This window comes from Pseudomonas sp. NPDC087612 (genome assembly GCF_044743505.1).
Lineage (GTDB): Bacteria > Pseudomonadota > Gammaproteobacteria > Pseudomonadales > Pseudomonadaceae > Aquipseudomonas.
In genome coordinates this window covers 332,052-346,693 of record NZ_JBIUWO010000002.1, presented here as the reverse complement: position 1 = coordinate 346,693, position 14,642 = coordinate 332,052, and the positions used below count along the sequence as shown (strand labels likewise).

The 14,642-nt window shown below is 63.4% G+C and carries 9 protein-coding genes; 5 read left to right on the top strand and 4 right to left on the bottom strand.

Going from position 1 to position 14,642, the window contains the following annotated elements; genetic code table 11:
* Window positions 1-45: 45 nt before the first annotated feature.
* Together ACIOVF_RS05220 and ACIOVF_RS05215 are read left to right on the top strand one after the other, a co-directional pair.
* The gene (locus tag ACIOVF_RS05220) at window positions 46-810 is read left to right on the top strand and encodes an AraC family transcriptional regulator (protein WP_045200091.1); all 765 of its coding nucleotides are present in this window, start codon (window positions 46-48) and stop codon (window positions 808-810) included.
* Window positions 811-888: 78 nt separating this feature from the next.
* Window positions 889-1,773: a DMT family transporter gene (locus ACIOVF_RS05215; RefSeq protein WP_401288014.1), complete on the top strand. Its 885-nt coding sequence runs from the start codon at window positions 889-891 to the stop codon at window positions 1,771-1,773.
* 3 nt (window positions 1,774-1,776) lie between these two features.
* Here ACIOVF_RS05215 and ACIOVF_RS05210 read toward each other — a convergent pair whose 3' ends face one another.
* Window positions 1,777-2,061: a SelT/SelW/SelH family protein gene (locus ACIOVF_RS05210; RefSeq protein WP_045200087.1), complete on the bottom strand. Its 285-nt coding sequence runs from the start codon at window positions 2,059-2,061 to the stop codon at window positions 1,777-1,779.
* Between the two features lie 70 nt (window positions 2,062-2,131).
* On the opposite strand from ACIOVF_RS05210, the gene ACIOVF_RS05205 reads away from it, so the two are divergent.
* The gene (locus ACIOVF_RS05205) at window positions 2,132-4,321 is read left to right on the top strand and encodes a patatin-like phospholipase family protein (RefSeq protein WP_401288011.1); all 2,190 of its coding nucleotides are present in this window, start codon (window positions 2,132-2,134) and stop codon (window positions 4,319-4,321) included.
* Window positions 4,322-4,327: 6 nt separating this feature from the next.
* Here the strand turns inward: ACIOVF_RS05205 and ACIOVF_RS05200 are convergent, their stop codons facing one another.
* Window positions 4,328-4,762, bottom strand: coding sequence for a MarR family transcriptional regulator (locus ACIOVF_RS05200; RefSeq protein WP_045200083.1), 435 nt, complete (start codon window positions 4,760-4,762; stop codon window positions 4,328-4,330).
* A gap of 118 nt (window positions 4,763-4,880) precedes the next feature.
* Window positions 4,881-7,019, bottom strand: a complete 2,139-nt coding sequence (recQ, locus tag ACIOVF_RS05195; protein ID WP_045200081.1) for a DNA helicase RecQ — start codon at window positions 7,017-7,019, stop codon at window positions 4,881-4,883.
* A 245-nt stretch (window positions 7,020-7,264) separates the two neighbouring features.
* Between recQ and ACIOVF_RS05190 the strand changes: the two genes are divergently transcribed.
* Together ACIOVF_RS05190 and ACIOVF_RS05185 are read left to right on the top strand one after the other, a co-directional pair.
* Window positions 7,265-7,852, top strand: coding sequence for a YecA family protein (locus ACIOVF_RS05190; RefSeq protein ID WP_045200079.1), 588 nt, complete (start codon window positions 7,265-7,267; stop codon window positions 7,850-7,852).
* Window positions 7,853-7,862: 10 nt separating this feature from the next.
* A complete protein-coding gene (locus tag ACIOVF_RS05185; protein ID WP_045200076.1) occupies window positions 7,863-8,228 on the top strand; it encodes a YbaN family protein in 366 nt (121 codons plus the stop codon).
* 135 nt (window positions 8,229-8,363) lie between these two features.
* On the opposite strand, the gene ACIOVF_RS05180 is transcribed toward ACIOVF_RS05185, so the two are convergent.
* Window positions 8,364-14,642: Ig-like domain-containing protein (locus tag ACIOVF_RS05180; protein WP_401288006.1), on the bottom strand; the 6,279-nt coding region annotated here is incomplete at its 5' end.

The following is a 14,642-nucleotide window of genomic DNA, read 5'->3' as shown; positions in this document are numbered from 1 at the left end:
CGCCTACTTGCCTGTACACTGCTGCGATTGCCGGAGGAGCCTTCGATGAGCCGCGCCCCGATACTTTCCCTGCGCCATTATCGCCACGACCTGATCGCCCATAGCCACGACCATCCGCAACTGGTGTTCGGCCTGCGCGGGCGCCTGGAGTTCGAGGTCGAAGGCCGCGGCGCGCAGCTGGACCGCCAGGACCTGATGGTGGTCCCGGCTGGCCGCCATCACACCTGCGGCAGTACTGTCGGCAGCGATTGCCTGGTGCTGGACGTCCCGGTCGACAACTGGCTGGGCCAGAGCCTGGGCGCGCACCTGGACGCCAGCCAGCGCCTGCTGGAGCGGGCCGGGCCGTTGAACCTGGACCATCGTCAGCAGCAGTTGGTCGACTGGCTGGCGGCCAGCCCGATCAACGATCCGCTAATCGCCCAGCAAGGTGCAGTGTTGCTGCTGGCCAGCCTGAACGGCGGCGCGGCGCCCGTTGCGCCGACAACCTCACTGCCCTATGCCCGCTTCGATGCGCATATCGAGCAGAACGCCGCCTACCCGCTGCAGGTGGCCGACCTGGCGCGCCTGGCCGGGCTATCCAGCGCGCGCCTGCATGCGCGGTTCATGGCTGAATGCGGGGTCACGCCCATGGACTATGTACGCCAGCGTCGCCTGCTACGCGCGCGGCAGCTACTACGCGATACCCGCTTGCCGATCGGCGATATCGCCTGCCAGGTCGGCTACAGCTCGCAAAGCGCCTTTGCCGCCGCCATGCTCAAGGCGTTTGGCCGCACGCCTGGTGCCTTGCGCCGCGATTGTGCCGACAATTGACGCGAGGACCGCGACAGACAGCGCCAGCGCCGCCCCCGTAAACTGGCGCCGCTGCCCTGCTCTCTGACAAGGACCACCATGAATCACCGCACTGCCCTCGGCGCCCTGCACATCGGCGCACTGTTTTTCGGCCTGACCGGCGTATTCGGCAAACTGGCCAGCGCCGCGCCGGCGATCATCGTCTTCGGCCGCGCCGCTTTTGCCGTGCTGGCATTGGCCGTGTTCGCAGGCTTTGCGCGCAAGGCCTGGCAGCCCCTGCAGGCCCAGGACTGGCGCCGCCTGCTGCTCGGCGGCGTACTGCTGGCCGGGCACTGGGTGAGCTTTTTCATTTCGGTGAAAGTCGCCGGTGTCGCCATCGCCACCCTCGGCTTTGCCAGCTTCCCGGCCTTTACCGTGATCCTTGAAGGCCTGCTGTTTCGCGAGCGCATCCGCACCAACGAGATCGTCCTGGTGCTGCTGGTGAGCATCGGCCTGGTGCTGGTAACCCCGGACTTCGACTTGGCCAGCCAGGCCACCGGCGGCCTGCTTTGGTCGCTGCTGTCAGGCCTGCTGTTTTCACTGCTGTCATTGACCAACCGTGCAGGCTCCGGGCGCATCCCGGCGGTGCAGGCGGCACTGTGCCAGAACGCCGTGGTCGCCCTGTGCCTGTTGCCGGTGGCCGCGCCGGCGCTGGGCAGCGTCAGCGCCATGGACTGGCTGTGGATCGGCCTGCTCGGGGTGTTCTGTACCGGCGTCGCCCACAGCCTGTTCGTCGCCAGCCTGGCGGTGATCAAGGCGCGCACCGCTGCCGTGGTGTTTGCCCTGGAGCCGGTCTACGGCATCGCCATGGCGTGGTTGATCTTCGCCGAAACCCCGACTTTGCGCATGCTTATGGGCGGTGTGCTGATCATTCTCGCCATCGTCATTTCCAGCCGCCTGGCGGCCGGCAATCAAGTAGGCAAGGCGGCGCTCGCCCAGGGCTGAGGGTCAGGGCCGGTCGTTGTGGCCCAGATCACGCTGCGGGTCGATCTGGTCGCGCACGCGCTGCTTGAGCACCTTGGCTTCAGGGAAGCCGCCATCGGCCTTGCGCTCCCAGATCTGCACGCCGTCGCAGGTAATACGGAAGGAGCCACCGGTGGCGGGTTCAAGGGCCACCCGCGCCAGATCGTCGCTGAAGGTGCTCAGCAGTTCCTGGGCCAGCCAGGCGGCACGCAGCAGCCATTGGCACTGGGTGCAGTAGGTAATGACAATTTCCGGTTTATGCGCGGACATACACTGAAGGTCTCCTGACAGGTGGGCGCGCTTATACTAGCGGTCTTTAGCCTTCGCTCCGAGAGTCATGATGCACCGCCTGCTGTTATCCCTGCTGCTGATGTTCGTTTGCTTCCCGCTGCTGGCCGCCGAAGCGCCCCGACCGAAAGTCGGCCTGGTGCTCTCCGGCGGTGCTGCCCGTGGCCTGGCCCATATCGGCGTGCTCAAGGCCCTGGAAGAACAGGGCATCAAGGTCGATGCGATTGCCGGCACCAGCATGGGCGCGGTGGTCGGCGGCCTGTACGCCTCCGGCTACAAGATCGACGAACTGGAAAAGCTCGCCCTCAACATCGACTGGCAGCAGGCGCTGTCCGACGCGCCGCCGCGCAAGGACGTGCCGTTTCGGCGCAAGCAGGATGACCGCGACTTTCTCGTCAAACAAAAGCTCAGCTTTCGCGACGACGGCAGCCTGGGCCTGCCGCTGGGGGTGATCCAGGGCCAGAACCTGGCGCTGCTGCTGGAAAGCATGCTCGCCCACACCAGCGACACCCGCGACTTCGACAAGCTGCCGATTCCCTTCCGCGCCGTGGCCACCGACATCGCCAGCGGCGAAAAGGTGGTATTCCGTCGTGGCCACCTGCCCCAGGTGATTCGCGCCAGCATGTCGATCCCGGCGGTATTCGCCCCGGTCGAGATCGATGGCCGGCTACTGGTCGATGGCGGCATGGTCGACAACATTCCCCTGGACGTCGCGCGCGAGATGGGTGTGGACGTGGCCATCGTCGTCGATATCGGCACCCCGCTGCGCAGCCGCAAGCAGCTGGCAACCGTGGTCGATGTGCTCAACCAGTCGATCACCCTGATGACCCGACGCAACTCCGAAGAGCAACTGGCAGCGCTGCACCGCGACGACATTCTCATCCAGCCACCGCTGTCGAGTTTTGGCGTCACCGATTTCGGCCGCGCCCAGGACATGATCGACGCCGGCTACCGCGCCGCCCGCGCTTTGGACGCACGCCTGGCGGTGCTCAAGCGCCCGCAGGCCAGCGACGGCGAGCTGCTGGCCGCACGCTCGCCGAGCCAGCGCACACCGGTGATCACCGCGATCCGCATCGAGAACGATTCAAAAGTCAGCGACGACGTGATCCGCTACTACATTCGCCAACCCATCGGCGAGCCACTGGAACTGGGCCGCCTGCAGACCGACATGGGCACCCTGTACGGCCTCGACTACTTCGACCGGGTCCAGTACCGGGTAGTGCACAAGGGTGACGACAACACCCTGGTGATCAACGCCCGTGGCCGTCGCGGCGGCACCGACTACCTGCGCCTGGGCCTGAACCTGTCGGACGACATGCGCGGCGACAGCGCCTTCAACATCGGTGCCAGCTACCGGGTCAACGGCATCAACTCCCTCGGCGCCGAATGGCTGACCCGCGCGCAGATCGGCGACCAGCAAGAGCTGTACAGCGAGTTCTACCAGCCGCTGGATGCCGGCTCGCGCTATTTCATCGCGCCATACATTGACCTCGGCTCGCAAAACATCGAGGCGACCCTGGACGACGACCCGATTGCCGAATACCGTCTGGAGCGCTATGGCTTCGGTCTCAACTTCGGTCGGCAGATCGGCAACAACGGCGAAGTGCGCTTTGGCGTCGGCCAGGCCTGGGGCCAGGCCGAGGTGCGCATCGGCGACCAGGACCTGCCCAAGGTCAACTTCAACGAAGGCTTCTACGAGCTCAAGTACTCGTTCGACACCCTCGACAACGTCTACTTCCCCCACAGCGGTGAGGACATCAACCTGACCTTGCGCCAGTTCGACCCGAACCTGGGCTCGGACCAGCGCTACCGGCAGTGGGACTTGAACATCGACAAGGCCATGAGCAGCGGCCCCAACACCTGGGTGGTAGGCGGTCGTTACGGCAGGACCCTGGATGATGCCGAGGTGGTCACCTCAAGCTTCGTGCTCGGCGGTGCGCGGCAGCTGTCGGGCTTTCGCCAGGACTCGGTGTCGGGACAGAACGTCAGCCTGATGCGCGTGGTCTACTACCGCCGCCTGACCCCACGCGCCTACCTGCCGCTGGACTTCCCGTTGTACCTGGGCGGTTCGCTGGAACGCGGCCGGGCCTGGAACAACGACAACGAGTTCGACAGTGGCTACATCAATGCAGCCAGCATCTTCGTCGGTTTCGAGACGCCCCTGGGGCCGCTGAACTTCAGCTACGGGGCCAACAGCGAGAATCAGAAGGCGATGTACCTGAACCTGGGTCACACCTTCTGAGCAGGATCAGGACTTTTCCAGGTTGGCCAGGATCCGCGCATGGACGCGCATGCAAATGCGCATGTCCTCTTCGTCAACACCGACGAACAGCTCGGCGCGCAAGGCGTTGGCAATGGTTTCGATCTGGTCGATCAAAGGCTTGGCCGGTGGGCAGAGGAGGATTTTTTTCGCCCGTCGGTCTTCGAGCACCGCCTGACGGCGCACCAGCCCCTGGGTTTCCAGGCTATCGAGCAAGCGCGCCAGGGTCGGCCCCTCGACGCCGACACTCTGGGCCAGCTCGCGCTGGGTCGGCGCCTCGTCGAAACGGGCCAGGTGCAGCAGCACCAGCCAGCGGGCCTGGGACAGGTTCAGCCCGGCCAGGCGGCGATCCAGTTCGGCGCGCCAGCCGCGGGACATGTGTGCCAGCTGCATCCCGAATTTGTGTTGGTCGGTCAACGGCATAGAGAAACTCATCATCAGAACTAATTATTAGTCAGCTAACCATGACCGTGAGCCGCAGGCAAGGCTCATACGGCTGGCGGTGCTTCGATAATCGTTATAAATGATGACAAGGCCGGTTTTACATCTCGAATTCGGCAGCCAGCGCGGCCCGTACGCAATACAAAACACCTTCGGGCACTCGCCCGCCAAACTGCTCGGCAATCGCCGACACCGGCGGCAACTCGCCTTCACCATCGAGGAAGGCATCCTGAACTTCGCCCAGCAGGTCTTCCGGCAGGTCCAGGGCCTGGTCCAGCGACAGCTCCTGGCGGCCAATGGCCTCGGCAAGCAGGCTGTAGACGTTCTTTTCGCTGCAGTTCAGCTGCCCGGCGATCTGCATCGGAGTCATGCCGGCGCGGGCCAGGCTGACCAGTTCGTGGCGCAGGTCGGTGACGATCTTTGGCGCTTCGACGCCGCCACCCAGCACTTCGAGGAAGGCTTCGCCGTAACGCTCGAGCTTGCGCGCACCGACGCCGCTGACCCGGCCCATCTCGCTGAGGCTGGTGGGCTGGCTGCGCAGCATCTCCAGCAGGGTCGAATCGGGGAAGATCACATACGGCGGCACGCCATGTTCTTCGGCCAGCTTGCGGCGCAACGCACGCAGGGCTTCCCATTGTTCGCGCTCTTCGCCACGCACCAGCTGGCTGGCCGGGCTGCCGCCACTGCTGCTGCCACCCTTGCTGCTGGTTTGTGGCTTGAGATCTTTACGCAGCTCGAGGCTGACTTCACCGCGCAGCAACGGCCGGCACGTGTCGGACAGGCGCAGGCCGCCGTAACCTTCGAGGTCGATGTCGGCCAGGCCGCGGGCGACCAACTGGCGGAACAGCGAACGCCAGTCGTGCTCGGAGCGGTCCTTGCCAACGCCGTACACGGCCAGTTTCTCGTGGCCGAAGTTGCGGATCTTTTCGTTGTCGCGGCCCAGCAATACATCCACCAGGTGGCCGACGCCATATCGCTGACCGGTGCGATACACCGCTGACAGCGCCTGGCGAGCAGGCTCGGTGGCATCCCAGGTCTGCACGCCATCGATGCAGTTGTCGCAATGGCCGCACGGCTGCGGCAGCTCTTCGTCGAAGTAGTTGAGCAGGGTCTGGCGGCGGCAGCGGGTTTCTTCACACAAGGCGAGCATGGCATCGAGCTTGTGTTGCTCGATGCGCTTGTGGCGCTCGTCGCCTTCAGAGTTTTGCAGCATCTGCTTGAGCATCACCATGTCCTGCAGGCCGTAGGCCATCCAGGCATCGGCAGGCAGGCCGTCACGACCGGCGCGGCCGGTTTCCTGATAGTAGGCCTCGAGCGACTTGGGCAGGTCCAGGTGGGCGACGAAGCGCACGTTGGGTTTGTCGATGCCCATGCCGAAGGCGATGGTGGCAACCATGATCAGGCCTTCCTCGTTGAGGAAGCGCCGCTGGTTGGACGCCCGGGTCTCGGCAGGCAGGCCGGCGTGATAAGGCAAGGCCGGGAAGCCCTGCTCGCAGAGGTAGGCCGCTACGTCGTCGACCTTCTTGCGCGACAGGCAGTAGACGATACCGGCGTTGCCGCGCCGCTCGCCGAGGAACGCCAGCAACTGCTTGCGCGGCTGCTCCTTGGGCACGATGCGGTAGAAGATGTTCGGCCGGTCGAAGCTCGACAGGAAGCGCTCGGCGTTCTGCAGGTGCAGGCGGGTGACGATCTCTTCACGGGTGCGCATGTCCGCGGTGGCGGTCAGGGCAATGCGCGGCACGTTGGGGAACAGCTCGGCCAGTTGCCCCAGTTGCAGGTACTCGGGACGGAAGTCATGGCCCCACTGCGACACACAGTGGGCCTCGTCGATGGCAAACAGGGCGATGTCGAGGGTACGCAGGAAATCGAGCATGCGCGGCTGCACCAGGCGCTCGGGAGCCAGGTAAAGCATCTTCACTTCGCCACGGCGGATACGCCCGGCCAGTTCGCGTTGCTGCTCGGCGCTCAGGGTCGAGTTCAGCGAAGCGGCGGCCACGCCCAATTCGTCGAGGGTCGCCACCTGATCGTCCATCAGCGCGATCAACGGCGAGACCACCACCGCCAGGCCGGGGCGCAACAGGGCCGGGACCTGGAAGCACAGCGACTTGCCGCCGCCGGTGGGCATCAGTACCAGCGCATCGCCACCCTTGGCCACGCATTCGATGATCGCGCCCTGGCGCCCCCGAAAGCTGTCGTAACCGAAGATGTCCTTGAGGACGCGCTGAGCCTGTTCGAGCATAAAAACTCCAAAAATCGCAGAACCATCCTGGGCACAGGCTGGACGAAAAACCCGCTGACGACACCCGAAAATGCGTAAGCGGCTTTTACCCGACCCCCGAGTTACAAGGGCCCTGGGATAAAAGCCGGGCATTATACCGGAGCCTGCGGCCTAGCAGGATGCTCTGCGATAGACGTCTTCCTTTGCCTCGTTTGCGCTGCAAGGTGCTAGAATTCAGTATCGTTTATTCCCAAGGTAGCCCCGTAATGTCCTTCGCCGAGCAACTGACCCGCCTGCAAGCCTTCCTCGACGCCGACGAGCTGCATGAAGAGGCGCTCGACTACGTGGCCGCCCACGGCTTCCTGACCGCGCTGTCGATCGGTGCCGAAGAGGTTCCCGAGCGCGAATGGATCGACGCCCTGTTCGCCGAAGAGCCGCATTACAAGGACGACGCCCAGCGTGAAGAGATCGAAGCCACGCTGATCCAGCTCAAAGCCCACGTTGCCCGCCAGCTGGCCAGCGACGAGGAATTCGAACTGCCGTGCGACCTCGACCTGGGTGAAGACCCGGACGACTCCGACCTGCGCGGCTGGTGCATCGGCTTCATGGAAGGCGTGTTCATGCGCGAAGAGGCCTGGTTCGAGACCGCTGAAGACGAAGTCAGCGAGATGCTCCTGCCGATCATGGTCGGTTCCGGCCTGTTCGATGAACAGCCAGAATTCGAAGACATCGCCAAGGACGCCAACCTGCAGGACGACATGATCGTGCAGATCCCTGAAGCCCTGACCGCGCTGTACCTGCTGCTGCACGCGCCGGACGAGAAGCCAGCCCTGCTCAAGCCTCGCCACCACTGAGTCGGCGTCCATGCGCTACCTGCTGCTGGCCATCGGCTGGCTCAGCGTCGCGCTGGGGGTGATCGGGATCTTCCTGCCGGTACTGCCGACCACCCCGTTCCTGCTCCTGGCCGCTGCGTGCTTTGCGCGCAGCTCGCCGCGCTTTCACCACTGGCTGGTCAACCACCCCAAGCTCGGGCCGTGGATTCGTGACTACCTCAGTGGCGAAGGCATTCCCCTCAAAGGCAAGGTCTACGCCATCGGCCTGATGTGGCTGAGCATCGGTTTGTCCTGCTACCTGGTGCCGCTGATCTGGGCGCGGGGGTTCATGCTCACCAGCGCGGTGCTGGTGAGCATTTACATCCTGCGGCAAAAGACCCTGCGACGCCCGTCCTAAGACAGCCCCCACAGATCTTTGTGGGAGCTGGCTTGCCAGCGATGAGGCCGTTGCAGTCAGCACCTAAGGTGTTGCCTGCATTATGACCGCTGCGCGCTCGATCGCTGGCAAGCCAGCTCCCACAGGCCTACACCGTCAGACGGTATCCACCTTCAACGAATGATCGTTGAGCATGCCGTTGATGATCGTCGCCGTGTCCTGCCCTGCCGCAATCACCCCGCCCGCACCTGCCGTCACACCATAGTGCTGGGCCAGGTTCACCCCTGCCAGGTCGATGGTCTGGGTCGGCGCCGCACCTGCCACCGAGCTGACCTCGATGGTCGACACCACGCTGGCGCCACTGCCGGTGACCTTGAAGTGCAGATAGTCATCCAGCGACGCTGTCGTCGCATTCTCACCCTGCAACAGTTGCGACAGATCCAGACGATCGGTGCCCGGGGTGAAGTCGGTGACCACGTCGTGCCCGGTGTTGCCCTGCTGGTACAGGAAGGTATCGCTACCCGTGCCGCCAGTCAGGGTGTTGTTGCCCGGGCCGCCGATCAGCACATCATCACCGCCACCGCCAATCAGGGTGTCGTTGCCCAGGCCGCCATTAAGCACGTTGGCGTTGTCGTTGCCGGTAAGGGTGTCGTTGTAGTCCGAACCGATCAGGTTCTCGATCGCCACCAGGGTGTCGGTACCGGCCCCCCCGGTGTTCTGCGCTCCGACCGTGCTCAGATTGACCGTCACCGCGCTGCCGGCGCTGGCGTAGCTGGCGGTGTCAATACCCGCGCCACCGTCGAGCAGGTCGTTGCCGGCACCACCGATCAACAGGTCATTGCCATCACCGCCGTAGAGGAAGTCGTTGCCATCCCCGCCGATCAGTACGTCGTTACCCGCCCCGGCATTGAGGGTGTCATTGCCAGCACCTGCCAGCAGGGTATCGTCACCGCTGGTACCGGTGAGGGTATTGCCCTCCTGATAAACGAAGTCGACATTGCCGGTGCTGCTGCCACCATGCCCGTCGCTGACGGTATAGGTGCCGTAGGCGGTTTCGTTCTGGGCGTTGGAATAGTCGACAGTCATGGTCAGCGCGTAGTTTTCAGCCGCGTTGGTGTTGCTGCCTGACGAGTTGGTGAGGTTGACCAGGTGGATGCTGTAGACCCCGGCATGGCTGGCGGTGAAAGAGCCGCCGTCGGCGATGGTTTGATAGCTGCCGCTCTCGTCTTTCCATTCCATCAGGATGTTGCCCGCTGCCAGGTTGTGATCGAGGGTCAGCGTCTCGCCTTTTTTCAGGGTAACGGTCAACAGGTCCTCATCGTTGGCATTGGCCGTGGTTACAGCCCCCAGGTAGCCGCTGACAACCAGTGCCGCCGTCATGGCATCGGCCGGGCCTCTGAAGGCACTGCGCGGCAGGTCCCGCAGCTGGTTGGCGCCGGTGTTGTTGGTACCATTGAAGGTAACCGTCGGCGGTGTACCGCTGCCCACTGTAAAGCCTGCCCCTTTTGCCGCCCAGCCGGTATCGAAGGTGGTCGTCGAAGGCACGCTCAGGCGGTCATGGTTGGCATCGCTGTCATTGGCCAGCAAGGCTTCGGCGGGCACGGTGATGCTGCTCGACAGAATGTTGCTGATGACATGGTCGGCCCCGGCCACTGGCGCGGTATTGGCGTAGACATTGATCACCAGGTTGGCACTGGCGGTATCGCCATCGTTGTCACTGGCGACGAAGCCGATCTGCTCGACCTGGCCGCTGCCGGTGTCCTTGGGCGGCGTGTAGGTAAAGTCGCCGGTATCCATGTTGACCACGATGCTGCCGCCGATCGCCGTCTTCACGGTAATGCTGTTGGTGCCGGTATCGAAAGTACCCCGGTCCGCCGCACCGCTGGTGGCATAAGAGCCCGCACCGCCGTTGCCCTTTGGATCGTAGGTGTAGGTAGTGCCATCGATAACCAGCGACTTGATAAAGCCGCCATCAGCGCCGAACTGGCCGCCGCTCATCAGGCTGCCGGTGATCGGCGCGCCCTGGACGGTGCCAGACAGCACCGAGTTGAGCTGGTTGAGGTCGGTGACCACCGTGGCGTTGGTGTCGGTGTGGGTACTACCGTCGTAGGACAACGGGTTGAGGTTACTGGCATTGACGCCACTGCCCAGACCAATCGCGTAGGACTTGATCCCATTGCTATCGAGGAAAGTCTCCCAGGCAGCTTCGCGGGGCGCGGTAATCGCGTGCCCAGACGTAGGTGCGCCGTCGGAGAAGAAGTACACGATATTTTGCGCACCGGTGATTTTGCCCCCGGTGGTGTAGGCCGACTGCGCCGAGGTAATCGCCGAATCGTAATAGGTCGAACCACCGGCACTTAGGCCGTTAACGATGGCCTTGGCCTGGTCGACGGTCACCCACACAGTTGAAGGCTGGTTGGCCCCGGTAGAGAAGGTCACCAGTTGGACCTTTACATCGCCCATTTCATCGTACTTGTCGAGCAAGGCATTGATCGCCTGCTTGGCCAGTTGCATACGCGTCAGCCCCGGCACGCCGGACGCCTCATTCATACTGCCGGACACATCGATCACCAGCAGCAGGTTGGAGTCCACCTGCCCCGGAGTCACCGAGCGTTCTGCCCCGACTGCATTCGGTACGTCGTCGACAATCTTCACATCGATCGTCGCGTTGGCGGAGCTGCCATCGGTGTCGGTGGCGACGACATTGATACTCTCGTTGAGGTTGTTGATGCCATTGGCGTTCGGGTGGTTTTCGTTGTCGAGCAAGGTGTAGGTGTAACTGACCACCCCGGTGGCCGGGTTGTAACCGGTAATGGTGATCGAGTTACCCAGCGGCGTAGTACCGCTCTGTGGGAAACCGTTGACCACCCCGCCACTGACCACGCTGATGCCACCGACGGTCAGGCTTTGCAGCCCGTCAGGGGCCGTAACGGTGAAGGTGCCGCTCTGGGTCAGGGCCGGAGAGTCCGGGCTGGTGCCGTCGCTGAGGTTCTTCTCGTAGACGGTCAGTTCGCCACCGTTGACGTTCAGGCCGTCAATGGTGACCGGGTTGTCCAGGTTGCTGACATTGAGCTTGAGCGTCGCTGTGCTGGTGTCGCCATCGGCATCGCGCAAGGTGTAGGTGAAAGTATCGACACCTGTGCCACCGCCGTGCAGGTTGATGAAGTCCGTATCGTTGGGGTTCAGGGTGTAGGTGTAGGAACCGTCGGCGGCCAGCACCAGGGTGCCGTAGGTACCGACAAAGGTGCCAGCGGTGATCGGCCCGGTTACGCGGTCGGCGCCCTGTACATCGTTGGTCAGCACATTGCCGGTGAGGGTCAGCTGTACCTCAGTGGCCGTAACTGCGTTGGTGTCGTTAACAGCGCTCGGCAGGTCATCGACGATATTGACGTCGATCGAACCGCTGGCGGTGCTGCCGTCGGTATCGGTGGCGGTTACCGTAAAGCTTTCGTTGAGACTATTGGCGCCATTGGCCGTCGGATGGCTCTCGTTATCGAGCAAGGTGTAGCTGTAGGTCACCACGCCGGTGGCCGGGTTGTAGCCGGTGATGGTCAGGGTGTTGCCCAGTGCGGTGGTTGCCGATTGCGGGAAGCCGCTGGCCACGCCGCCACTGACTACGGTGATGCCACCGACCGTCAGAGTCTGCAGGCCGTCCGGGGCGGTGACGGTAAAGCTCGCGCTCTGGGTCAGGGCCGGAATATTCGGGTTGCTGCCGTCGCCAAGGTTCTTCTCGAAAACGGTCAGCTCACCGCCGTTGACATTCAGGCCGTTGAGGGTCACCGGGTCGTTGAGGTTGGTGACGTTGAGCACCAAGTTGGCGGTGCTGATGTCGCCGTCGGCGTCCTTCAGGGTGTAAGTGAATGTCTCGGTGCCATTGCCGCCACCGTGCAGGTTTTTGAAGTCTGCGTCGGTAGGATCGAGGGTGTAGGTGTAGGAACCGTCAGCGGCCAGCACCAATGTCCCGTAGGTGCCGACGAAGGTGCCGGCGGTGATCGGCCCGGTTGTCACACGGTCCGCACCCTGCACGTCGTTGGTCAGCACGTTGCCGGTCAGGGTCAGCTGGTTCTCGGTGGCGGTGACGGCATTGGTATCGCCCACCGCGGTCGGTACGTCGTCGACGATATTCACATCGATGGAACCGCTGGCGGTGCTGCCGTCGGTATCGGTGGCGGTTACCGTAAAGCTTTCGTTGAGACTATTGGCGCCATTGGCTGTCGGATGGTTCTCGTTATCGAGCAAGGTGTAGCTATAGGTCACCACGCCGGTCGAGGCGTCATAACCGGTGATGGTCAAGGTGTTGCCCAGGGCGGTGGTCGCCGATTGCGGGAAGCCGCTGGCCACGCCGCCACTGACCACGTTGATGCCACCGACGGTCAGAGTCTGCAGGCCGTCCGGGGCGGTGACGGTAAAGCTCGCGCTCTGGGTCAGGGCCGGAATATTCGGGTTGCTGCCGTCGCCGAGGTTCTTCTCGAAAACGGTCAGTTCACCGCCATTGACGTTCAGGCCGTTGAGGGTCACCGGGTCGTTGAGGTTGGTGATATTCAGCACCAGGTTGGCGGTGCTGATGTCGCCGTCGGCGTCCTTCAGGGTGTAAGTGAATGTCTCGGTGCCATTGCCGCCACCGTGCAGGTTTTTGAAGTCTGCGTCGGTAGGATCGAGGGTGTAGGTGTAGGAACCGTCAGCGGCCAGTACCAATGTGCCGTAGGTGCCGACGAAGGTGCCGGCAGTAATTGGCCCGGTGGGTACACGGTCCGCGCCCTGCACATCGTTGGTCAGCACGTTGCCGGTCAGGGTCAGCTGGTTCTCGGTGGCGGTGACGGCGTTGGTATCGCCTGCCGCGGTCGGTACGTCGTCGACGATATTCACATCGATGGACCCGCTGGCAGTGCTGCCATCGGTGTCCGTAGCCGTTACGGTAAAGCTTTCGTTGAGACTATTGGCGCCATTGGCCGTCGGATGGCTCTCGTTATCGAGCAAGGTGTAGCTGTAGGTCACCACGCCGGTCGCCGGATTGTAGCCGGTGATGGTCAGGGTATTGCCCAGGGCGGTGGTCGCCGATTGCGGGAAGCCGTTGGCCACGCCGCCACTGACCACGTTGATGCCACCGACGGTCAGAGTCTGCAGGCCGTCCGGGGCGGTGACGGTAAAGCTCGCGCTCTGGGTCAGGGCCGGAATATTCGGGTTGCTGCCGTCGCCGAGGTTCTTCTCGAAAACGGTCAGTTCACCGCCATTGACGTTCAGGCCGTTGAGGGTCACCGGGTCGTTGAGGTTGGTGATATTCAGCACCAGGTTGGCGGTGCTGATGTCGCCGTCGGCGTCCTTCAGGGTGTAAGTGAATGTCTCGGTGCCATTGCCGCCACCGTGCAGGTTTTTGAAGTCTGCGTCGGTAGGATCGAGGGTGTAGGTGTAGGAACCGTCAGCGGCCAGTACCAATGTGCCGTAGGTGCCGACGAAGGTGCCTGCAGTAATTGGCCCCGTGGGTACACGGTCCGCCCCCTGCACGTCGTTGGTCAGCACGTTGCCGGTCAGGGTCAGCTGGTTCTCGGTAGCGGTAACGGCGTTGGTATCGCCTGCCGCGGTCGGCACGTCGTCGACGATATTCACATCGATCGACCCGCTGGCGGTGCTGCCGTCGGTGTCCGTCACACTGACCGTAAAGCTCTCGCCCAGGCTGTTGGTGCCGTTGGCGTTCGGGTGGGCCTCGTTGTCGAGCAGGGTGTAGCTGTAGGTCACCACGCCGGTCGAGGCGTCATAACCGGTGATGGTCAGGGTATTGCCCAGGGCGGTGGTCGCCGATTGCGGGAAGCCGCTGGCCACCCCGCCGCTGACCACGGTAATGCCACCGACGGTCAGGGTTTGCACACCGTCCAGCGCGGTCACCGTGAAACTGCCGGTCTGGGTCAGGGCTGGCGTATCCGGGTTGCTGCCGTCGCCAAGGTTCTTCTCGAAAACAGTCAGCTCGCCGCCTTCAACATTCAAGCCATTGAGGGTCACCGGGTCGTTGAGGTTGGTGACGTTGAGCACCAGGTTGGCGGTGGACACATCGCCATCAGCATCGGTCAGGGTGTAGGTAAAGGTCTCGACCCCGTTACCGCCGCCATGCAGGTTGAAGAAGTCCGGATCGGCAGTGTTCAGCGTGTAGGTGTAGGAACCGTCGGCGGCCAGCACCAAGGTGCCGTAGGTGCCGACGAAGGTGCCGGCAGTAATTGGCCCCGTGGGTACACGGTCCGCGCCCTGCACGTCGTTGGTCAGCACGTTGCCGGTCAGGGTCAGCTGGTTCTCGGTGGCGGTGACGGCATTGGTATCGCCCGCCGCGGTCGGTACGTCGTCGACGATGTTCACATCGATGGAACCGCTGGCGGTGCTGCCATCGGTGTCCGTAGCCGTTACGGTAAAGCTCTCGCCCAGGCTGTTGGTGCCGTTGGCGTTCGGGTG

Bases quoted from the DNA above. Each gene is read 5' to 3' on its own strand.
- ACIOVF_RS05220 (WP_045200091.1), top strand. From the start codon at position 46: ATGAGCCGCGCCCCGATACTTTCCCTGCGCCATTATCGCCACGACCTG.
- ACIOVF_RS05215 (WP_401288014.1), top strand. From the start codon at position 889: ATGAATCACCGCACTGCCCTCGGCGCCCTGCACATCGGCGCACTGTTT.
- ACIOVF_RS05210 (WP_045200087.1), bottom strand. From the start codon at position 2,061: ATGTCCGCGCATAAACCGGAAATTGTCATTACCTACTGCACCCAGTGC.
- ACIOVF_RS05205 (WP_401288011.1), top strand. From the start codon at position 2,132: ATGCACCGCCTGCTGTTATCCCTGCTGCTGATGTTCGTTTGCTTCCCG.
- ACIOVF_RS05200 (WP_045200083.1), bottom strand. From the start codon at position 4,762: ATGCCGTTGACCGACCAACACAAATTCGGGATGCAGCTGGCACACATG.
- recQ (WP_045200081.1), bottom strand. From the start codon at position 7,019: ATGCTCGAACAGGCTCAGCGCGTCCTCAAGGACATCTTCGGTTACGAC.
- ACIOVF_RS05190 (WP_045200079.1), top strand. From the start codon at position 7,265: ATGTCCTTCGCCGAGCAACTGACCCGCCTGCAAGCCTTCCTCGACGCC.
- ACIOVF_RS05185 (WP_045200076.1), top strand. From the start codon at position 7,863: ATGCGCTACCTGCTGCTGGCCATCGGCTGGCTCAGCGTCGCGCTGGGG.